Below are 19,139 nucleotides of genomic sequence, written 5' to 3' on the forward strand. Positions count from 1 at the left end.
CCCGCCGGTCCTTCACAGGACCGGCGGGACCGTTGTGCGGTGTCAGGTGGTGCGGGTCAGGCGATGGTGATGAAGCGGGCGATGCTCGGTATGCCCTGGGCGTCGAGGGCGAAGAGCATGTAGGTGCCCGGCAGGACCACACCGGTGTCGGCGGGTACGGACACCGTGTACGTGCCGGCTCCCGCGGGCGTCGACACGAGGGGCACCCGTCGCTGGTCGTTGTCGGTCGAGTGGGTCGCGGCCGCCGCCCGTACCAGGACGAAGGACGAGACCGGAGCCTGAGTGGTCACCGTGAGCGCCGTACCGGGGGCCGTCCTGGCGGGTACGTTGCCGGTGATGACCGGACGCGGCTTCGGCGTTCCGTCCGCGTTGAGCAGGTAGGGCGGGGTGAAGATGGCCCCGTCCGCGTGGTTGGTCGCGCACTCGCCGCACAGGCCGCCGCCGCCGGAGAAGATCCGTCCGTCGGGCAGCAGGTTGGCCACGCTGTGGTAGTTGCGCGGGATCGCCATGGTGGCGAGCGGGGTGAAGACGCCGGTGGCCGGGTCCCAGACCTCGGGGGTCAGGACGGAGGTCGCGTCGCTGAACGGCACCGGGACGGCCTGGCCGCCGAAGACGACCACCTTGCCGTCGGGCATGACGACGCTGTTGCTGAAGCCGCGGGCGTTGCCCATGTCGCCGGTACGGGCGGCCTGCACCTGGCTTCCCGTGATGTTCACGGTGTAGGCGCGCGGCGTGGCGGGGGTGTTCTCGTAGGCGGGCGAGCCGCCGAGCGTGAGCAGCTTGCCGATGTCGTAGGCGACGGCGTTGCCGGTCATCGCGTCCGGGCTGTCGGCCCGGGTGCCGGCGGCGGTGATGCTGCCCTGGCCGCTGGTCGTGATCCAGTTCATCTGCTTGCTCGGGCCGAGCTGGAGCACCTTGCCGCCCGCGGTGGCGTAGAGCCACATGTGGTTGTCGGCGCGGTAGGCGCCGGCCGGGTCGGCGGTCATGGCCGTGACGGCCGAGACGCCCGGGAGCTTGCGCCAGGTGCGGGTGTCCGGGGACCAGACCTCGCCGGCCTTGTCGCCCGGGGTTCCGCTCCAGGATCCGCCCAGGACGAAGGCCTCACCGGTGGAGAGGAGCGTCATCGCCTGGTAGCCGCGGGCGATGTTCATGCTGGTGGTGGAGGACCACGCGTCGGTGGCGGGGTCGTAGATGCTGGCCTTCTCCGCGTTGCTGCCCCCGGTGACGAGGACGCGGCCGTCGGCCAGCATGGCTATGCCGGGGCAGAACATGTCGTGGCCGGTGTTGTCGATGCGGCGCTGGGTGACCTTGCCCGTCTTCAGGTCCAGGATCGCGGTCTGGGTGTAGCCGTTGCTGCCGCCGAAGCGGTCGACCGCGTACGCCGACCAGGCGAGGAGCTTGTCGCCCGGCAGGACGGCGGTGGCCACGGGGACCAGCGGGAAGCCGGTGATCTGGCTCCAGGATCCGTGGAGGGCCGGGCTGGCCGGTCCGCTCAGCCGTATCTCGGCGGCCGAGGTCCACGGGCCGCGGTTGCCGGCCTCGGAGGTCACGGTCAGGCGGACGAAGCGGACGTTCTCGGTGCGGATGAACGTCGCGGTCTTGACCGTGTTGTCGTCCTTCCAGGTGCCGACGGCGACCGGCGAGCCGAACGTGGTGCCGTTCGTGCTGGTGGTGATGGTGTATCCGCCGGCCCGACCGTTGACCCCGCTCGCGCGGGAGTGGTAGACGAGCGCGGAGACCGCCGCCGTGCGGTGCATGTCGATGGTGATGGTGTGCGGCAGCGGAGCCGGGGTGCCCGCATAGCGGCTGTGCCACATGGTGTTGGCGTCGCCGTCGAGCACGTTGACGGCGCGGCCGTTCTCGCCGGCCGTCTCCTCGTCGCTCGCCGCGGCCGTCCAGCCGGTCCGGGGCAGGTCGACGGTGGCCGCCGGGGTTCCGGGGTCGCCGAGCAGGTTGATCTCGGCGGCGGAGGTCCAGGGACCTCGGTTGCCGGCCTCGGTGGCCGCCGTCAGCCGGATGAACCGGGCGCCGGTCGGGGCGAATCCGAGCGTCTTGGTGGCGGCGTCGTCCGCGAGCGTGCCGGTGGCCACCGGGTTGCCCCAGTTCTGTCCGTCCGTGCTGACGCTGATGCTGTACTCACCGATGCGCCCGTTGGCCCAGGCGATGGTGCGCGGCACGTAGACGAGCGCGGAGACCACCGCCGTGCGGTGCATGTCGATCGTGATGGTGTGCGGCAGCGGAGCGGCCGGGGCCGTCCACCGGCTGTGCCACATGGTGTTGACGTCGCCGTCGAGCACGTTGACGGCGCGGCCGTTCTCGCCGGCCGTCTCCTCGTCGCTCGCCGCGGCCGTCCAACCGGCCCGGTCGAGAACCGGAGCCGTGGGTTCCATCGCACCCGCCGGTGCGATGCCGTGGTGCGGTGACTGCACCGCCGCCTTCCCGTCGCCGGCCACGGGTGTGGGCCGGGGCGCCGGGGCGCGGACCGCCGCGGCCGGGCTCGCGACCCCCAGCCACGGCGTGAAGCCGAGGAGGAGCGAGCCGAGGCCGAAGGCTATGAGCAGCCGCGATCGGCGTAGCACGCGGGAAAAGGCGAGGAAGCGCCTGGACTGCAATCTGACCTCCTGGAGCGAACTTGTACGCCCCAGAACATAGGTCAGTACGGCGACAACCCGCCAAAAATAAAGCAGGGTTGAAGCCAAACCGTATCATCGGCCCGGATATGTCCGGCTAGATCGGCACATTGCCGTCGGCCGCGAACGCGCCGCCGTGACCGGGCACGATCAGGTCCGCCGCGGCCAGCACCCGCAGCCGGGAAGCGCGCAGCACATCGCGGTCCGGGGCCACCGGGTCGTCGGCCGGTCCGGCCGAGTGCCACCACAGGTCGCCGGCGAACGCCACCACGCCCGTGTCCGTGCCGGCCAGCAGGGTGATGTCCTCGAGGCTGTGGCCCGGCGTGCGGATCAGCCGCAGCGACGGCGTGAGCTCGTGGCCCTCCGCGTCCCGGTTCTCCCACTGGTCGCCCTGGTACTCGACCTTGTGGTCGTGGACCCGGGCCCGGGTGAACAGGCCCGCGTTCATGGTGTTGTCCGGGTGGTGGTGGCTGAGCACGACGTCGGTGATGTCGTCGGGGCCGAGGCCGAGTTCCGCGAGCGGGCCGAGGATGTCCTCGCGGCTGGCCACCATGCCCGGGTCGAAGATCACGTGCCGGCCGCCGTCGGAGACGTAGGAGACGGTGGCGGCGACGCCGGGGCCGGTGGAGCCGACGTAGCCGGTGGTCAGGATCGTGTACACGGCGCTGCGGCCGAGCGGCGCGTCGGTGCGGCGGTGCTGCGCGGTGAGCGTCGCGGCGGCCGGGGCGGTGAGCGTCGCGGCGGCCGGGGCGGTGAGCGTCGCGGCGGCCGGGGCGGTGAGCGTCGCGGTGGCCTGCGCGGTGAGCGTCGCGGTGGCCTGCGCGGTGAGCGTCGCGGCGGCCGGGGCGGTGTTGTTCTTCGTGTTCGTCATGGCTGCGATCCTTCCGCGCCGGTCCACCGCCCACGAGTGGCACACCTGCCAGTGATCGCAGGATTCGTGCCACCGTGTCAGACTGCCCCCGTGCCGCCCTTCACGACCGTCGCCGCGTACGTCCCGCCCGGTGTCGGCATGCTCGCCGTGGGCATCGTCACCGAGGTCTTCGGCCCCCACGGACAGGGGCTGCCCGGCTTCGACTTCGCCCTGTGCGCCGACCGGCCCGGGCCGGTCCCCACCGACATCGGCGTGCCGCTCGCCATCGCGCACGGCCTCGACCGGCTGGCCGCCGCCGATCTCGTGATCGCCCTGCCCGGGGCCGGTTTCCGCACCCCGCCCGGCCCCGCCGTACTCGGCGCGCTGGCGGCCGCGCACGAGGGCGGCGCGCTCGTCGCGGCCCACTGCGTCGGCACCTTCGCGCTCGCCGAAGCCGGGCTGCTCGACGGGCGGCGGGCCACCACCCACTGGCGGTTCGCCGAACTGCTGGCCGGCCGCCACCCGGAGGTCACCGTCGAGCCCGACGCCCTCTACATCGACGAAGGACGGATCATCACGGGTGCCGGAGCCGCCGCCGGCTTCGACCTGTGCCTGCACCTGCTGCGGCGGGAACACGGAGCGGCGATGGCCAACGCCGTCGCCCGGGACATGGTGCTGCCCTCCCACCGCGACGGCGGACAGGCCCAGTACCTGGCCGCCCCCGTCCCCGAGGACTGCGAGGACGAGCGCCTCTCCGAGGTGCTGGCCTGGGCCCGCGAGCACCTCCACGAGCCGCTGCCCGTCGCGGAACTGGCCCGGCGCGCCGTGATGAGCAAGCGGTCCTTCGCCCGCCGCTTCACCGCCGCCACCGGCACCACCCCGCACGCCTGGCTGCGCAACCTGCGACTGAGCGGCGCCGAGGAGCTCCTGGAGAGCACGGACCTGCCCGTCGAGGAGATCGCCCGCCGGGTCGGCTACGGGAGCGCCGCCGTCCTGCGCGAACAGTTCGTGCGCCGGCGCGGAGTCCCGCCCCGCTCCTACCGCCGCTCCTTCACCAGCACGCCCTGAGGTCCGGGCCGCACGCACCCCACCCGCACTCAAGGTTTGCCGGGTCGCGGTGTCCGGTGCGGTGCATCGCAAGGCGGAGGACCACGCCTCGTACTGGACGTACCGGTGTGGTCCGACAACGCGGCGAGGTGCCGTGCCGGGCGCCGCGACCCGGTGAACCTTTCCGGTCACAGCACTAGCTTGCCCGAGTGGGCGTGCCACGCATGCGTCGGCGGGGCCCCAGCAACGGCGAGCAGTCCTGCGTGGTGTCCGCCCGCGCGAAGGACGTACGGGAGCTGTGCCGGCGGATGACCGGGATGGTGCCCCGCGGCCAGGAGCAGCGGCACTACGACCTCGACGCCGAACTGAGCGCCCTGCTGCCCGGCTGAGCCCGGTGCAACCGCACGCGCGCGCGGAGCGTCTCAGGTGGTGACACCAGTCCCCGTCTCTCGAGAATCAGGGGGACGTCATGAACCGTCCACGCCGTCGGCAGGCCGCCGCACTGGGTACGGGCGCACTCCTCGCCACCACCCTCGCCTTCGCAGCGCCGGCCTCCGCCGCCTCCACCACCACCTCAACCGTCTCCTCCACCCCGCTCGTCATCAATGCCCGCTGGGGCGGGCACTGCACGTACGACCGGCTGGTCGTCGACCTGCGGGGACACGTCCCGGCGGTCACCGTCGCCCCCGTCCCGCGGCTGGTCTACGACGGGTCCGGCAAGCCCGTGCCGCTGGCCGGGCGGTACTTCCTGGAGATCCGCCTGGAGCCCGCCGCCGGGCACGACGACGCGGGCCGGAACGTCTACCGCGGACCCAAGCTCCTCAAGGTCTACCTGCCCAAGCTGAAGGGCGTCGCCCTGACCGGCGACTTCGAGGGCCGGGTCACCCTCGGCGCCGCCTTCGACACCAAGCCCGCCTTCACCTCGTTCACGCTGCACGGCCCCGAGCGGTTCGTGCTCGACATCGCGCACCCGAACGTGTGCTGAGCACGGCGGCGGGGCCCGGCGGCGTCGCACCCGCCGGGCCCCGCCCCGTGACCGCCCGGCGGGCGAGGGCGTGTTCGTGTAGTCCAGGAAGCGGAACCACTCGTGCTCACGCGGGTCCGGCCCGCCCTGGTCCACCTGCGCGGTGCCCAGCGCGCACACCTCGTGCCCGGCCAGCGCGTCCCTCAGGTCCATGAAGTCGGTGCCCTTGCCCACGGCCACCGACTTGACCATGTTGCCGATCTGCGGGACCAGCGTGTACGCCGCCCAGGTCGCGTCGCGGTCGTTGAAGGGGCAGCCGTCCTTGAACATCCGGTCCGAGTCGTTCTGCGACAGCCGGAAGGACTCCCCGCCCGGGAGCGGAGACGGATAGGACTGCAGGACGAGGCGGTAGTCGCCGTCCGCGTACCCCGCGCCGCGCATGGCGGCGCGGATGTCGTCCACGACCGCCGCGACCTTGGCCTTCACCCCGGGCAGCTTGCCCTCGACGACCGGCGCCTGCTTCTTCCAGCACAGCCTCCTGAAGTACCAGTCGTACGCGCAGTCTCCGATGATCTGGCCGAACCCGAGGTCGTTCCCGCCGATGGACGGCGCGATGACCTTGACCCGCTTCGTCCTCGCGAGCGCGGCGAGCTGGTCGGTCTGCGGGGCCTCTCCGTTGTACGGCTGCCCGCCCTTGGCGGCGCTGAGCACGTTGACGGTCTCGGCGCCGGAACAGGCGAGGTTGATCCGCTGGTCGATGCCGGGCAGCGGGGCGACCGCGATCTCCGAGACTCCCCCAGCTACCGCTGGGAGGGGCCCCCTGAGCGGTGGCAGCCGCCGACCGCCCCGGAGGCCCCGTAGACCTTGGCCGGGTCGTACTTCGACCCGCCGGTCCAGGCCCGGTCGGTGCCGTTGCGGCTGCCGTCGTAGCGGTCGGTGTTGCCGAGCCAGCGGCCGGCCTCGCCGGAGATGAAGCTGTCGCCCATCGCCACGGCGACGGCCGGGCCGGAGGGCGGGGAGGCCGCGGAAGCCCGGGCCGTGGCCTGGGGGACGCTGAGACCGGCCAGGCCGAGCACGGCGGCGGTCAGCAGCGCGGCGGTGCGCGTGCGGGAACGCATCGGGCATGTCCTCTCGGAGCGGTGGGCAGGGGCGCCGGGGCGCGGGGAGGTGGGGGTGCGCCCCGGCGCTCCCGGGCCGGAGCGGAATGTGCGGCACCCCTGCTCCGGCCGGGTGGCCAGACGCTACGATCGCGGCCCACCGGCCGCCCATCCGTCGGCCATCCGTCCGCGACACAGCGTCAGGAGTGCGCGATGGCCCTCGTCCTCTCACTGCTGGGCCCGGTCCGCATCACCCTGGACGGCCGCCCCCTGACCACCGGCGGACCGCGCGGCCGGCGGGTGCTGGCGGCGCTGGCGCTGGACGCGGGGCGGGTGGTCCCGGCCGCCGGGCTGGCGGCGGCGGTGTGGGACGACCCGCCGGCCACGGCGCGGGAGCAACTGCAGAACGTGGCGGGGGTGTTGCGGCGCGCCGGGGTCCCGGTGGCGCGCACGGAGGCGGGGTTCGCCCTCGCGGCCGACGCGACGGACGCGGCGGAGGACCCGGCGGACCCGGCGGGCGCACCGGACCGGGTGGAGGTCGACGTCCGGGACTTCGCGCGCCTGCGCCGCTCAGCGGAGGCCTGCCGGGACCCGGGCGAGACCCGCCGGCTGCTCGGCCGGGCACTCGGGGCCTGGCGGGGCCCGGTGGCCCTGGCCGGACTCCGGGGCCGGGTCTTCGAAGCCGCGTCGGCCCGGCTGGCCGAGGAACGGCTCGACTGCGTGGAGCACGCGCTGGCCGCGGACCTCGCGCTCGGCCGGCACGCGCGGGTGTGCGCGGAGCTCGCCGGACTGTCGGCCGAACACCCCTTGCGGGAGCGGCTGGTGGAGCTGCACATGCTGGCGCTCCACCGGTCGGGGCGGCGCGGCGAGGCCCTGGCCGCGTACGCCGCGGCCCGGCGGCGGCTGGCGGAGCAGGCCGGCCTGGATCCGGGCGGGGCCCTGACCGCCCTGCAGGCGGCGGTCCCGGCCGACTCCCCCGCCCTGCACCCCCGGCCGCGGCGCCCGCCGCCCCGGACCCCGGACCCGCGCAGAGCCGGACCGGGCCGGAGCGCGCCGCGGCGGCGTGGGCCCGGCCGGCGCAACTGCCCGCCGGGCCAGGTGTGTTCACCGGCCGGGACCGGGAGGTGGACGCACTGCTGCGCGGGCTGCGCGAGGGCGCCGAACCGGTCTGCGTCGTCACGGGGGCGCCCGGGATCGGGAAGACCGCGCTCGCGCTGCGGGTCGCGCACGCACTGCGCGGCGAGTTCCCCGGCGGACAGCTGTACGTGGACCTGCGCGGCGCCGATCCGGCCGCCGCGGCGGATCCGGCCGAGGTCCTGGCCGGGTTCCTGCGCGCCCTCGGCGTCGACGGCCCGGCGGTCCCCGCCGATCCGGACGAACGCGCGGCCCTGTACCGGAGCCTGGTGGCGGACCGGCGGCTGCTGGTGGTGCTCGACAACGCGGCGGGAGCCGGGCAGGTGCGGCCCCTGCTGCCGGGGGCGGGCGGCGGCGTGCTGGTCACCAGCAGGTACCGGCTGGGCGGGCTGGAGCGGCGGGTCGCCCTCGAACTCCCGCTCCTCGACGAGCCGGCCGCGCTCTCGCTGCTCGCCCTGGCCGCCGGCCCCGATCGGATCGCCGCCGCACCGGAGGCGGCCCGGGAGCTGGTCCGGCTGTGCGGGCGGCTGCCGCTCGCGCTGCGCGTCGTCGGCGCCGAGCTGGCCGCGCTCCCCCACCGGGGACCGGCCCACCTGGTGGCGCGGCTGGAGGACGAGCGGGCCCGGCTGGACGTGCTCGACGGGGTGCGGGCCGGGCTGCGGCTCAGCTACCGCGCGCTCCCGGCCGACGCGCGGGCCCTCCTGCGCGGGCTCGCGCTGCTCGACGCCCCCGACTGCGCGGCCTGGACGGCGGCGGCCGCCCTGGACCGGCCGCTGCGCGCCGCCGAGGAGGCGCTCGACGCCCTGACGGCGGCGCACCTGCTGGAGGCCTGCGGCCCGGACGCCACCGGCCGGCCGCGCTACCGCATGCACGACCTGGTCCGCGCCTTCGGCCGCGAGCTCGCCCCGCCCGACGCGGCGGCGGTGGTGCGCCGGGTCCTCGCCTGCTGGGTGGCGCTCGTACGGGAGGGGCGCCGCGCCCACCAGGGCCTGGACTACCCCGGGCTCGGCGGCCGCACGGCCGCCCGGGTCCCCGATCCGGCGGTGCTCGCCGGGCCGCGGGCCGAGCCGGTGGCCTGGCTCGGCGCGGAGCGGGACGCGCTGGTGGCCACCGTCCGGCAGGCCGCGCGGGCGGACCCGTACGCCTGCTGGGAGCTCGCGGCCGGCGCCGAGTACCTCTTCGACCTCCGCAGCGACCTGGCCGGCTGGCAGGCCGTCCAAGAGGCCGGGCTCGCGGCGGCCCGCGGGGTGGGCGACCGCACCGGCGAGGCGGTGCTGCTGGTCGGGCTCGGCCGGCTGCGGACCTGCCGCGAGGAGCGGGGGCCGGCCCGGGCCATGCTCGGCGCGGGCGAGGCTCTGTTCGAGGAGCTCGGGGACGCGCACGGGGCGGCGTACGCGGGCTGGCTGCTCTCCTACCTCGACCGGATCCAGGGCCGGCTCGACGAGGCGGCCCGGCGCTGCCGCCGCATCGCGCCCGTCTTCGAGGCGGCCGGGGACCGCTACGGCCAGGCCCACGCGCTGCGCGGCATCGGGCAGGTGCTGCTCGCGCGCGGCGAGACCGGACGCGCCCTGGAGGTGCTGCGCGAGGCGCTGGCCGTGTCCGTGTCGGGCGGCGCGGCCTGGCCCCGGATGTGCATGCTGCGCTGGGTCGCCGACGCCCATCGGCTGCTGGGCCGGCTGGACGAGGCGGAGGCGGGCTTCGGGGAGGTCCTCGCATTCACCGTCGGGTCCGGCGACCTGGCGGGGCAGAGCGCGGCCCGGATCGGGCTCGGCAAGATCGCCCAGGACCGCGGGGACACTGCGGGCGCCCTGCGTCATCTGCGGGCGGCCGACGCGCTGGGCCGCCGGTCGGGGCAGAGCCTGGTGCGGGCGCTGGCCGGGCCCGCGCCGGCCCGCGCGCTGCTGGCGTCGGGGGACACGCCGGCCGCCCGGGCGGTGCTGGAGGAGGCCCTGTCGAGCTGCCGCAGGATGAACGCCCGGCCGCTGCTGGCGCAGCTGGAGTCGGCGCTGGCGGAGGTGCCGGTGTAGCGGCGGCAGGCGGGAAGCGGCAGACAGGAAGCGGGGGCGGGAAGCGCGGGGGCGGGAGCCGCTATCTGTGCTCGGGGTTCGGGAAGTCGAAGCGGCAGCCCGCGTCCCACAGGGAGCGCTGGTTGCCGTGCGCCGGCATCCCGCCGGACCGCTTGAGCAGGGCCGCCAGGTGCATCAGGTTCCAGCTCATGAAGGCGGTGTTGCGGTTGGTGAAGTCGTTCTCGGGGCCGCCGGAACCGGGGTCCAGGTACGAGGGCCCGGGCCCGGCCTCGCCGATCCAGCCGGCGTCGGCCTGCGGCGGGATCGCGTAGCCCAGGTGCTGGAGGCTGTACAGGATGTTCATGGCGCAGTGTTTGACGCCGTCCTCGTTGCCGGTGATCAGTGCTCCGCCGACGCGCCCGTAGTAGGCGTACTGGCCCTGCTCGTTGAGGATCGAGGAGCAGGCGTAGAGCCGCTCGATGACCTGCTTCATCACCGAGCTGTTGTCCCCGAGCCAGATCGGGCCGCACAGCACGAGGATGTCGGCGTCCATGATCTGGCTGTAGAGGACCGGCCACTGGTCGCCCTCCCAGCCGTGGTCGGTCATGTCGGGCCAGACGCCGGTGGCGATGTCGTGGTCGACCGCCCGGATGAGCGAGGTCCGGACGCCCGCCGCGTGCATCACTGCGCGGCTCTTGTCGATCAGGCCCTCGGTGTTGCTGGGCTCGGGCGAGCGTTTGAGCGTGCAGTTGACGTAGACGGCGCTCAGGCCGGAGTAGTCGGGGACGTTCGCGGTATCGGTGTCGTCGGCCACCCGCCCAGCCTTGCCGCGGCCGGCCGCGGCCGCCACCGGACCGCACCCGTCCGGTGCCCGTCCGGTGCCCGCCCGCGCGGACCGCCGCGCAGCGCGGGGCCGGCCGGCCCGAGGTGCCCGTCGCCGTCGAGGCCGTACGGGCGGAACGGCGCGCGACACGGGGCAGCCGGTCTCCGGCGGCCGCGGACCGGCGGAACTCCCTTTTCGCGCGAGGCCATTGAGGCAGTCGGCAGCCGCACGGACACGGGGAGTGACAGCCAACCGGAATCCGGCCGCCCGTGGGTGTGATCGGGGCGGGTTGGTACCGGTCCGCGCGTCCGACTAGGGTCAGCGGGCCTTGGTGTTCGGGAAACCGGTGTGAAACCGGTGCGGCCCTCGCCACTGTGATCGGGAAGTCCGGCTCCACTCCTGCGGGAAAGCCACTGGGCTGCGCGGGAGGTTCCGTGCTGCCCGGGAAGGCGGAGCCAGGACGGCAACCCGTGAGCCAGGAGACCGGCCGGGGCGCGTTGTCCATCCACGAGGTGCTGGAGAGGTCTCCCCACTCATGCATATAGCCGAGGGGTTCCTACCCCCGTTGCACGCGGTCGCCTGGGGCGCCGCGTCCGCTCCCTTCGTCGTCCACGGCGTCCGCTCGCTCACCCGCGAGGTGAAGGCGAACCCGGAGAGCACGCTGCTGCTCGGCGCGTCCGGAGCATTCACTTTCGTCCTGTCCGCCCTGAAGATCCCCTCGGTGACGGGCAGTTGCTCGCACCCCACCGGCACGGGGCTCGGGGCGATCCTGTTCCGGCCGCCGATCATGGCGGTGCTCGGCACGATCACCCTGCTCTTCCAGGCCCTGCTGCTGGCCCACGGCGGGCTCACCACCCTCGGCGCCAACGTCTTCTCGATGGCCGTCGCGGGCCCCTGGGCGGGCTACGCCGTCTACCGGCTGCTGCGGAAGTTCGGCCTCCCGCTGATGGTGACCGTCTTCTTCGGAGCCTTCTTCGCGGACCTGGTCACCTACTGCGTCACCAGCGTGCAGCTCGCGCTGGCCTTCCCGGACCCGGCCACCGGACTCCTCGGGGCGCTCGCGAAGTTCGGCGGGATCTTCGCGGTCACGCAGATTCCGCTGGCCGTGAGCGAGGGCCTGCTGACCGTCCTGGTGATGCGGCTGCTGATGCAGGCGAGCAAGTCGGACCTGGTCCGGCTGGGTGTCGCGAAGCTGACGTCCGCCCGCAGCGAAGAGAAGGCGGCGGTCTGATGAGCGGCATGTCCAAGAACGCGAAGATCAACGCCCTGCTGCTGCTCCTGGTGGCGGCGCTGGCCGTCCTCCCGGTCGCGCTGGGGATGGGCGACCACAAGGAGGAGCCCTTCACCGGCGCCGACGCGCAGGCCGAGACGGCGATCACCGAGCTGAAGCCGGACTACGAGCCCTGGTTCACCCCGCTCTACGAGCCCCCCTCGGGCGAGATCGAGTCCGCGCTGTTCGCCCTGCAGGCGGCGCTGGGCGCGGGCGTGCTCGCGTACTACTTCGGTGTCCGCAAGGGCCGCCGCCAGGGCGCGGCCGCCGCCCCCGCTGCCGCCGCTGCCGCCGCCGCTCCGGCCACCGCCCCGGAGGCGTAGGCGGGTGCTGCCGATCGACGTGGCCGCGCACAGCAGCCGCTGGCGCGGCCGGCACCCGCTGGAGAAGGCCCTGCTCGGGATCGGGCTGACGGTCACCGCCGTGTGCCTGCCGCCCTGGCCGGGCGGGCCGCTGGTGGCCGTCGCCACCCTCGCCGTACTGCTCGGCCCGGCGGGGGTGGCCGGGCGGCAGCTGTGGCGGGCCTTCCGCATCCCCCTCGGTTTCTGCTTCACCGGGGCGCTGCCGCTGCTCTTCGCGGTCGGCGGCCCGACGGGGCCGCTCTCGCTGGCGCCCGACGGCCCCCGGCACGCCGCCGAACTGCTCCTGCGGACCTCGGCGGCCTCGCTCGGGCTGCTGCTGTTCGCCTTCACCACGCCGGTCTCCGACGTGCTCCCCCGGCTGGTCCGGGCCGGGGTGCCGGCCCCCGTGGTGGACGTGGCCCTGGTCATGTACCGGATCGGCTTCCTGCTCCTCGACTCCATGGCCCAGGTCCGCCGGGCCCAGGCCGCCCGCCTCGGGCACACCGGCCGGGCGGCGGTGTGGCGCTCCCTGGCCGGGCTCGCCGCGACCTCCTTCGTACGGGCCTTCGACCGCGCGGCCAGGCTCCAGGCGGGGCTGGCCGGGCGCGGCTACGACGGCGCGCTGCGGGTCCTCGTACCGGAGGCGGCCCTGTCGTGGCGCTTCCTCGCGGCCTCGGGCGCCCTGCTGGCGGGCCTGACCACCCTGACCCTCACCCTGAAGGGGCTCTACCTGTGAACCCGTCGCTGAACCCGGTGGTGGAACTGACCGGCGCGGGCTACGCCTACGAGGACGGTCCGGCGGTCCTGACCAGCGTGGACTTCGCCATCGCGCCGGGCCGGGCGCTGGTCCTGCTGGGCCGCAACGGCAGCGGCAAGACCACGCTGATGCGCCTGCTGAGCGGGGGCCTGCGGCCCGGCACGGGCGCGCTGCGGCTCGACGGCGCGGACGTCTCGTACGGCCGCGCCGGCCTGACCCGGCTGCGCACGTCCGTCCAGCTGGTGGTGCAGGACCCGGACGACCAGCTCTTCGCGGCCTCGGTCGAACAGGACGTGTCCTTCGGCCCGATGAACCTGGGGCTGCCCGCGCCGGAGGTCCGCGCCCGGGTGGACGCGGCGCTGGCCGCCCTGGACATCACCGCGCTCCGGGACCGCCCCACCCACCTGCTGTCCTACGGCCAGCGCAAGCGCGCGGCGATCGCGGGGGCGGTGGCGATGGCGCCGCGCGTGCTGATCCTGGACGAGCCGACGGCCGGCCTCGACCCGGACGGCCAGGAGCGGCTGCTGGCCGTCCTCGCGGGGCTCCAGGCCTCCGGCACGACGGTGGTCATGGCCACCCACGATGTGGACCTGGCGGTCCGCTGGGCCGACGACGCGGCGGTCCTGACCCCGTCGGGCATCCGCTTCGGCCCGGCCGGGACCCTCCTGTCGGACCCCTCGCTGCTCGCCTCGGCGGGCCTGCGCCCGGCCTGGTCCCCGGCGGTGACGGCCGTCCTGCGCGCGCACGGCCTGCTTGCCGCGGATGCTCCCGGGCCCCGCGATCCGCAGGCGCTGGCCGCCTGGCGGTAGACAGGTTCGCCGCCAGGGGCGCCGGGTGCACCGGAGCGGCAGCGGCGGCGACCCGGGATCGCGGTCCTGGAGCTCCCGCAAACCTAGGATGGCCGCATGTCGCTGCCGCACGCCATCCTCACCGCCCTGCTCGAGAAGCCCTCGTCGGGGCTGGAGCTGACCCGGCGGTTCGACAAGTCGATCGGGTACTTCTGGTCCGCGACGCACCAGCAGATCTACCGGGAGCTCGGCCGGCTGGAGGACGCCGGGCTGATCCGGGCGCTGCCCAGCGAGGTGCCCGTGCGGGGGCAGAAGAAGCAGTACGAGGTGCTGCCCGCCGGGAGCGGGGAGCTGGCCCGGTGGGTCGCGCAGAGCCAGGACCCGAAGCCGGTGCGCGATCCCCTGCTGCTGCGGATCCGGGCGGCCGCGGTGGTCGGGCCGCAGGGCCTGGCCGCGGAGCTGCGGCGCCATCTGGAGCTGCACCGGGCCCAGTTGGCCGTGTACGAGTCCATCGAGGAGAAGGACTTCCCGGCCGGCCGGGACGCCGAGGAGGACCGGTTGCGGCGGGTCGTGCTCCACGCGGGAACCGGTCTGGAGACCTTCTGGCTGCGCTGGCTGGAGGAGGCCCTCGCCGAGGTGGAGGGCACGGCCGGGCCGCAGGCCTGACGTGCTCCCCCGGCCCGGCGCGCCGACCCGGGGGCTGTGCGGGGCTTACTTGTTCAGCGAGGCCCAGAACTCGTCGAAGCTCAGCAGGCCGTCGGAGTTCGCGTCCTTGGAGGCGATCACGGCCTCCGCGACCGGTCCGGTGACGAACGGGTCGCCCATCGCCGCCATCGCCGAACGGAACTCGTCGGCCGTCACGAAGCCGTCACCGTTCACGTCGAACTTGCCGAACGTCGTCCGTGCGCTCTCGATGTCCGCCACTGGGTCCACCCCTTCTTGGTGCTTGTTGACCGGCTCAGGGTAGCGGCATGCCGACGCCCCCCACGCCCCGGGTCCCGTTCGAGCGGCAGATAGAAATTCAATTACCCTTCCGTAGCGCGGAAGCGATAATTCCAGCCACCAATTCAGGCCTCCACTTGTCACGCTTCGGGACCACGGCATAACGTAGCGACATTGCCGCCACACCGGGAGCGCAGGGCCCCCAGGGACAAGCGGCAACAAGGGCGATCACACAGGTGACGATCACAGCTGACGCATCATTCGAAGTTCTGCCCTTCACTCGTACCTGCCGCCATATCTGGGAAGACGGCGACCATGTGCTCATCGGAGTGAGCCCCGGGAACAGCTACTTCAGCTCCGAGCGCATCACGAGCCTCGCCCGATGGGCGACGACCCGCTTCGCGCAGGTCGACTTCGTCTACGCGGACCTCCACGTCGACCGGATGTTCGCCGCGTTCGGCTACACGCGGGAACACGCGGAGAAGCGTGCGACGAAGGAAATAAAGGCCGTCCGGCGACGGATCCTCAAGGGCGTGGAGGAATCAGGCCGTCCCCATGCCGAGATCCGTGTGAGGGCACTTTCCGAGTTCCAGTCGAACCCCGTCTACCAACTTCTGCACAGGCGCGTGCTCCATTTCCTGGCGACCGACGACGAATTCCGCAAGGGCTGCGAGGAAATGGCCCTGCATTTTGTCGGCTCCAAGTTGCCGGAAGGTGAATCCATCACCGACGCGCAGTTGCAGGCATGTTTCGATTACATCGCGGCCGAGCTGCCGTTCTTCGTGGACACCCCGAGCATTCTCGACGTGCCGTCCTCGGTGGCGGCCTACCACGTCAAGATGCCGATGACCGATGTCCTCTTCGCGCGCGGTGGGGGACTGCGCGCGACCAGGAACCAGGCGTATGCCGTCGTAAGGCCCGAGTCGGCCGACCTCGCGCGGAGCGACCCGAACCACACCGAAGGGACCGTCGATGGGCGTCGAGCAGCTTGAGGGCACCGGGCGGACCGGTGGCGCCCTCCTCGACTTCCCGCTCTCGCGGCGCGGTGACGTGCTCCCCGAGGAGTGCACCTGGCTGCGCGAGAAGGCGCCGGTCGCCCGGGTCCGGACCCTCACCGGGGACCCGGCCTGGCTGGTGAGCAGTTACGCGCTGGCCACGCAGGTGCTGGAGGACGAGCGCTTCAGCCTCAAGGACACGGCGAACGCCGGCGTCCCCCGCCAGTACGCCCTGACGATCCCGCCCGAGGTCGTCAACAACATGGGCAACATCAACAGCGCCGGACTGCGCGACGCGGTCATGAAGGCGCTCAACCCGCGCCAGAAGGGCCTGCGGGACCGGCTGCGCGCGATGGCCGGCGAGCTCGTCGACGGGCTCGTGGCCGAGGGCGGGCCGGCGGACCTGCGGGCGGGGTTCTCCGACCCCTTCTCGGCGGCCGTGCACTGCCAGGTGCTGGGGGTGCCGTTCGAGGACCGGCGGCGGCTGATGTCGGGGCTGGACGTCGCGTTCATGACCGCGCGCGAACCGTTCGCCGACTCGGCGCTCAACTGGTACAAGGACGTCGGCTACTTCGAGGAGCAGCTGAAGGCGCAGCTGGCGCTGCCGGCCGAGGAGCGTACGGGGCTCCTCGGCCGGTTCGCCGAGCTGAAGGAGGCGGACCCGGAGTCGGCGCACCTGACCGACGACATGTTCGCCACCGTCGCCGTCTCCCTCTTCGGGGCCGGCGCGGTGTCCACCTCCGCCTTCCTGACCCTCGCGGTCCTGGCGCTGCTGCAGAAGCCCGAGCTCATCGGGTACCTGCGCGAGCACCCGGAGCGCATGGGCAAGGCCGTGGACGAACTGCTGCGCTGGAACCTGTCCGTCGGCGACGGCCTGCCGCGCATCGCGATGGCGGACGTCCAGGTCGGCGACGTGCTGGTCAAGGAGGGCGAACTCGTCCTGGTCCTGCTGGAGGGCGCCAACTTCGACCCGGCGGCCTTCGAGCGCCCGGACGAGCTGGACCTGGAGCGCGAGAGCCCCCGACCCCATCTGGCGTTCGGCGCCGGCCGGCACTTCTGCCCGGCTTCCGCGCTGGGCCGGGCCCACGCCGAGATCGCGCTGGAGGTGCTGGTCGAGCGGCTGCCCGGACTGCGCCTCGCGGTGCCGGCGGAGAACCTGGTCTGGCGGACCGGCTTCATCAAGCGCCTCCCCGAACGGCTCCCCGTCGCCTGGTGACGGCGAGCGCACGAGCGTGCCCCGGGAGCTGTGCGAGTTCCCGGGGCACTTTCGCGCCTTCGCGCCTTCGCGCCTACCGGAAGATGCCGGTGTGGCCGAGCGAGTAGCGGCCGGGCTGCGGGTACACGGCGAGGCCGTGCGGGCCGCCGCCCACCGGGATCCGGGCGAGCTGCTTGCCGCTGGTGGTGTCGATCGCGTAGACCTCGGAGTTGTAGCGTCCCGACAGCCACAGCACCTTGCCGTCGGCGGACACGCCGCCCATGTCGGGGCTGCCGCCGTCGGGCAGCTCCCACTTCTTGGTCAGCTTGTTCTGGGTGAAGTCGAAGACGGACACGGACCCTTCGCCCCGGTTGGAGACGTACATCTCCTTGGAGTCGCGGCTGACGTACAGGCCGTGGCAGCCCTTTCCGGTGGGCAGCAGCTTGGGGGTCTCGAACTTGTCGCCGCCGAGCACCCACATGCCGTGCGCCATCATGTCCGCGACGTAGAAGGTCTTCCCGTCCGGCGAAACCTTGACGTCCTGCGGCATCGCGCCCTCGAACGGCAGTTTCTGCTGGCCGACGACCTCCATCTTCTCGGTGTCGACCTTGAGCAGTTCACCGGAGAACTCGCAGCTCACGATGAAGTAGCGGCCGTCGGCGGAGAAGTCCGCGTGATTGACGCCGAAACAGGTCACCGGGACGGTTTTCACGCGGTCCATCGTGTGCGGGTCGCGGAAGACCAGTTCCTTGTCCATCGAGGCCATGACGATCGCGTACTTGCCGTTGGGCGTGAAGTACAGGTTGTACGGGTCGTGCACCTCGACGGGCTTGCCCGCCTCGCCGGTGGCCGGGTTGATCGGGGTGAGCGTGTGGCCGCGGTTGTTGTTGACCCAGAGGGTCTTCATGTCCCAGGAGGGGACCACGTGCTGGGGCTGGACGCCGACCGGGATGGTGTCGATGACCTTGTACGTGACCGGGTCGATGACGGACACCGTGTTGGAGTTGGTGTTCGGCACGTAGACGCGGGACGGGAAGTCCTTGACCACCGGGGAGAGCTTGTTCGGCCGGTCGGCCGCGTACACGTCGTGGGGATCGAGGAGCGGCGGCATGCCGGCCAGGCCCGGCGGCGCGGCCGGTACGACCTTGGCGGGCAGGGCGGGCCCCTTCGAGCCGAGCGCCTCGGCGGGTCCCTTGTCGGCGTTCCCGCAGCCGGTCAGGGCGGCGAGGACCAGACCGGCCAGCAGCACGGTGGCCTTCCGGGGAAGGCGGGTGGTCGTCATGGGGTCAGCAGCTCCGTGGTGGTCACCGCGCGCAGTTCGCGGCGCGCGAGTTCTTCGAGGAGGGGCGGCATCGCGTCGACCGTGTCCGCGTAGCCGAAGTGCAGGCTCACCACCGATCCGCCTTGGATCGTCCCGGTGACGGTGCGGATGACGGCCGCGGCACCGGGCGAGGTGAAGTCGAGGGAGTCCACGTCGTAGGACAGGACGTGGGGATATCCGGCCCGCTGGGCCAGCTTTCGGACGAGCGGGGTGGCGTACTGGGTCTGGGACGGCCGGAACCAGGTGCCGATCGACCCGGTCAGCCGCTTGAGCCGGTCGGCGCAGCCGGTGATCTCGGCGTACGCCTGCGCTTCGGGCATGGTGTTGATCGCGAGGTGGCGCTGGGTGTGGTTGCCGAGCTCGTGGCCGCCGTCCAGGATCCGGCGGGCCATGTCCGGGTGGGCGTCGAGCCAGGCGCCGATGGCCAGTACGGTGACCCGCGCGCCCGCGCGCTCCGCCTCCGCGAGGACCGCCTTGGCGACGGCGGGGTCGCCGTTGCCGTGGAAGGTGAGCGCGACCTGCGGCCGGCCGCGCGGACCGTGCCCGATCTCGACGGGCTGCCCGGCGAACCGGCGCGGGGCGGGGGCCGCCTTGGCCGCGGCAGCCGCCCGGTCCGGCGCGGCCTTCGCGGGGGGCGCGGACGCGGCGGCGGACGCGGGGGCGGTACGGGCGTCCTTGCCGCAGGCGGCGGTGAGGGCGCCGACGGCGACCGCCGCGCCGGCGCGGAGGGCGGATCGGCGGTCCGGGTAGCAGAGCACCTGCCCATTTAAGGGGTGGATGCCCCTGTAGGTAATGATTGACCCAATTCAGGACCTTCGACGGGACCTGCCCGACAGGGGCCCTGTCCGCTATGTGATCAACGATTCACTCAGAGCGGTGGATACTTATTCAATGATTACGAGGCCAGTGGGCCAACTCACCTAGGATTTAGGTGGAAACTCTTAGGATATGCACACTTATGTCCAACTTGGGACTTTTG

At 73.4% G+C, this 19,139-nt stretch carries 19 protein-coding genes and 1 riboswitch; of the genes, 11 read left to right on the forward strand and 8 right to left on the reverse strand.

Going from position 1 to position 19,139, the window contains the following annotated elements; genetic code table 11:
- Positions 1-56 precede the first annotated feature (56 nt).
- Together DRB96_RS18335 and DRB96_RS18340 are read right to left on the reverse strand one after the other, a co-directional pair.
- Complete coding sequence (locus DRB96_RS18335) at positions 57-2,612, reverse strand: discoidin domain-containing protein (protein WP_239516333.1); 2,556 nt, start codon at positions 2,610-2,612, stop codon at positions 57-59.
- Between the two features lie 115 nt (positions 2,613-2,727).
- Complete coding sequence (locus DRB96_RS18340; RefSeq protein ID WP_112449441.1) at positions 2,728-3,291, reverse strand: MBL fold metallo-hydrolase; 564 nt, start codon at positions 3,289-3,291, stop codon at positions 2,728-2,730.
- Between the two features lie 348 nt (positions 3,292-3,639).
- Between DRB96_RS18340 and DRB96_RS18350 the strand changes: the two genes are divergently transcribed.
- The 3 genes from DRB96_RS18350 (at position 3,640) to DRB96_RS18355 (ending at position 5,512) form a co-directional block, all read left to right on the forward strand.
- Positions 3,640-4,548, forward strand: coding sequence for a helix-turn-helix domain-containing protein (locus tag DRB96_RS18350; RefSeq protein WP_112453526.1), 909 nt, complete (start codon positions 3,640-3,642; stop codon positions 4,546-4,548).
- Between the two features lie 188 nt (positions 4,549-4,736).
- A complete protein-coding gene (locus DRB96_RS43030) occupies positions 4,737-4,916 on the forward strand; it encodes a hypothetical protein (RefSeq protein WP_162688515.1) in 180 nt (59 codons plus the stop codon).
- Between the two features lie 80 nt (positions 4,917-4,996).
- Positions 4,997-5,512 (forward strand): hypothetical protein, encoded by a 516-nt coding sequence (locus tag DRB96_RS18355; RefSeq protein WP_112449443.1) that lies wholly within the window; start codon positions 4,997-4,999, stop codon positions 5,510-5,512.
- Between the two features lie 779 nt (positions 5,513-6,291).
- Here the strand turns inward: DRB96_RS18355 and DRB96_RS18365 are convergent.
- Positions 6,292-6,609 (reverse strand): hypothetical protein, encoded by a 318-nt coding sequence (locus tag DRB96_RS18365; RefSeq protein ID WP_112449445.1) that lies wholly within the window; start codon positions 6,607-6,609, stop codon positions 6,292-6,294.
- A 549-nt stretch (positions 6,610-7,158) separates the two neighbouring features.
- Positions 7,159-7,575 carry a hypothetical protein gene (locus DRB96_RS44705; protein WP_239516064.1) on the reverse strand — a complete coding sequence of 139 codons (417 nt, stop codon included), beginning with the start codon at positions 7,573-7,575 and terminating at the stop codon, positions 7,159-7,161.
- 113 nt (positions 7,576-7,688) lie between these two features.
- Between DRB96_RS44705 and DRB96_RS18375 the strand changes: the two genes are divergently transcribed.
- A complete protein-coding gene (locus DRB96_RS18375) occupies positions 7,689-9,749 on the forward strand; it encodes a tetratricopeptide repeat protein (protein WP_343234533.1) in 2,061 nt (686 codons plus the stop codon).
- Positions 9,750-9,810: 61 nt separating this feature from the next.
- On the opposite strand, the gene DRB96_RS18380 is transcribed toward DRB96_RS18375, so the two are convergent.
- On the reverse strand, positions 9,811-10,542 hold the full coding sequence (locus tag DRB96_RS18380) for a flavodoxin family protein (protein WP_112453527.1): 732 nt from the start codon (positions 10,540-10,542) through the stop codon (positions 9,811-9,813).
- Between the two features lie 321 nt (positions 10,543-10,863).
- Positions 10,864-11,058: riboswitch (cobalamin riboswitch) on the forward strand.
- Positions 11,059-11,086: 28 nt separating this feature from the next.
- On the opposite strand from DRB96_RS18380, the gene DRB96_RS18385 reads away from it, so the two are divergent.
- From DRB96_RS18385 to DRB96_RS18405, 5 genes are all read left to right on the forward strand, one after another.
- Positions 11,087-11,782 carry an energy-coupling factor ABC transporter permease gene (locus tag DRB96_RS18385; RefSeq protein WP_112449447.1) on the forward strand — a complete coding sequence of 232 codons (696 nt, stop codon included), beginning with the start codon at positions 11,087-11,089 and terminating at the stop codon, positions 11,780-11,782.
- 8 nt (positions 11,783-11,790) lie between these two features.
- On the forward strand, positions 11,791-12,144 hold the full coding sequence (locus tag DRB96_RS18390; protein WP_112449448.1) for an energy-coupling factor ABC transporter substrate-binding protein: 354 nt from the start codon (positions 11,791-11,793) through the stop codon (positions 12,142-12,144).
- Positions 12,145-12,148: 4 nt separating this feature from the next.
- On the forward strand, positions 12,149-12,898 hold the full coding sequence (gene cbiQ / locus DRB96_RS18395; RefSeq protein WP_112449449.1) for a cobalt ECF transporter T component CbiQ: 750 nt from the start codon (positions 12,149-12,151) through the stop codon (positions 12,896-12,898).
- On the forward strand, positions 12,895-13,728 hold the full coding sequence (locus DRB96_RS18400; protein WP_239516303.1) for an ATP-binding cassette domain-containing protein: 834 nt from the start codon (positions 12,895-12,897) through the stop codon (positions 13,726-13,728). Before cbiQ ends, DRB96_RS18400 begins: the two co-directional genes overlap by 4 nt.
- 96 nt (positions 13,729-13,824) lie before the next feature.
- Positions 13,825-14,373 (forward strand): PadR family transcriptional regulator, encoded by a 549-nt coding sequence (locus DRB96_RS18405; RefSeq protein WP_112449450.1) that lies wholly within the window; start codon positions 13,825-13,827, stop codon positions 14,371-14,373.
- Positions 14,374-14,418: 45 nt separating this feature from the next.
- On the opposite strand, the gene DRB96_RS18410 is transcribed toward DRB96_RS18405, so the two are convergent.
- Positions 14,419-14,631, reverse strand: a complete 213-nt coding sequence (locus tag DRB96_RS18410) for an EF-hand domain-containing protein (RefSeq protein ID WP_112449451.1) — start codon at positions 14,629-14,631, stop codon at positions 14,419-14,421.
- 254 nt (positions 14,632-14,885) lie between these two features.
- On the opposite strand from DRB96_RS18410, the gene DRB96_RS18415 reads away from it, so the two are divergent.
- Together DRB96_RS18415 and DRB96_RS18420 are read left to right on the forward strand one after the other, a co-directional pair.
- The gene (locus DRB96_RS18415) at positions 14,886-15,641 is read left to right on the forward strand and encodes a tRNA-dependent cyclodipeptide synthase (RefSeq protein ID WP_112449452.1); all 756 of its coding nucleotides are present in this window, start codon (positions 14,886-14,888) and stop codon (positions 15,639-15,641) included.
- Positions 15,622-16,860 carry a cytochrome P450 gene (locus tag DRB96_RS18420; RefSeq protein WP_112449453.1) on the forward strand — a complete coding sequence of 413 codons (1,239 nt, stop codon included), beginning with the start codon at positions 15,622-15,624 and terminating at the stop codon, positions 16,858-16,860. Before DRB96_RS18415 ends, DRB96_RS18420 begins: the two co-directional genes overlap by 20 nt.
- 73 nt (positions 16,861-16,933) lie before the next feature.
- Here DRB96_RS18420 and DRB96_RS18425 read toward each other — a convergent pair whose 3' ends face one another.
- A complete protein-coding gene (locus tag DRB96_RS18425; RefSeq protein WP_112449454.1) occupies positions 16,934-18,121 on the reverse strand; it encodes a YncE family protein in 1,188 nt (395 codons plus the stop codon).
- Positions 18,118-18,918 carry a polysaccharide deacetylase family protein gene (locus tag DRB96_RS18430; protein ID WP_112449455.1) on the reverse strand — a complete coding sequence of 267 codons (801 nt, stop codon included), beginning with the start codon at positions 18,916-18,918 and terminating at the stop codon, positions 18,118-18,120. Before DRB96_RS18430 ends, DRB96_RS18425 begins: the two co-directional genes overlap by 4 nt.
- Positions 18,919-19,139: the final 221 nt, after the last annotated feature.

This window comes from Streptomyces sp. ICC1 (assembly GCF_003287935.1).
Classification (GTDB): domain Bacteria; phylum Actinomycetota; class Actinomycetes; order Streptomycetales; family Streptomycetaceae; genus Streptomyces; species Streptomyces tritrimontium.

Bases quoted from the DNA above. Each gene is read 5' to 3' on its own strand.
- DRB96_RS18420 (WP_112449453.1), top strand. From the start codon at position 15,622: ATGGGCGTCGAGCAGCTTGAGGGCACCGGGCGGACCGGTGGCGCCCTC.
- DRB96_RS18355 (WP_112449443.1), top strand. From the start codon at position 4,997: ATGAACCGTCCACGCCGTCGGCAGGCCGCCGCACTGGGTACGGGCGCA.
- DRB96_RS18365 (WP_112449445.1), bottom strand. From the start codon at position 6,609: ATGCGTTCCCGCACGCGCACCGCCGCGCTGCTGACCGCCGCCGTGCTC.
- DRB96_RS18350 (WP_112453526.1), top strand. From the start codon at position 3,640: ATGCTCGCCGTGGGCATCGTCACCGAGGTCTTCGGCCCCCACGGACAG.
- DRB96_RS18405 (WP_112449450.1), top strand. From the start codon at position 13,825: ATGTCGCTGCCGCACGCCATCCTCACCGCCCTGCTCGAGAAGCCCTCG.
- DRB96_RS18425 (WP_112449454.1), bottom strand. From the start codon at position 18,121: ATGACGACCACCCGCCTTCCCCGGAAGGCCACCGTGCTGCTGGCCGGT.
- DRB96_RS18385 (WP_112449447.1), top strand. From the start codon at position 11,087: ATGCATATAGCCGAGGGGTTCCTACCCCCGTTGCACGCGGTCGCCTGG.
- DRB96_RS18390 (WP_112449448.1), top strand. From the start codon at position 11,791: ATGTCCAAGAACGCGAAGATCAACGCCCTGCTGCTGCTCCTGGTGGCG.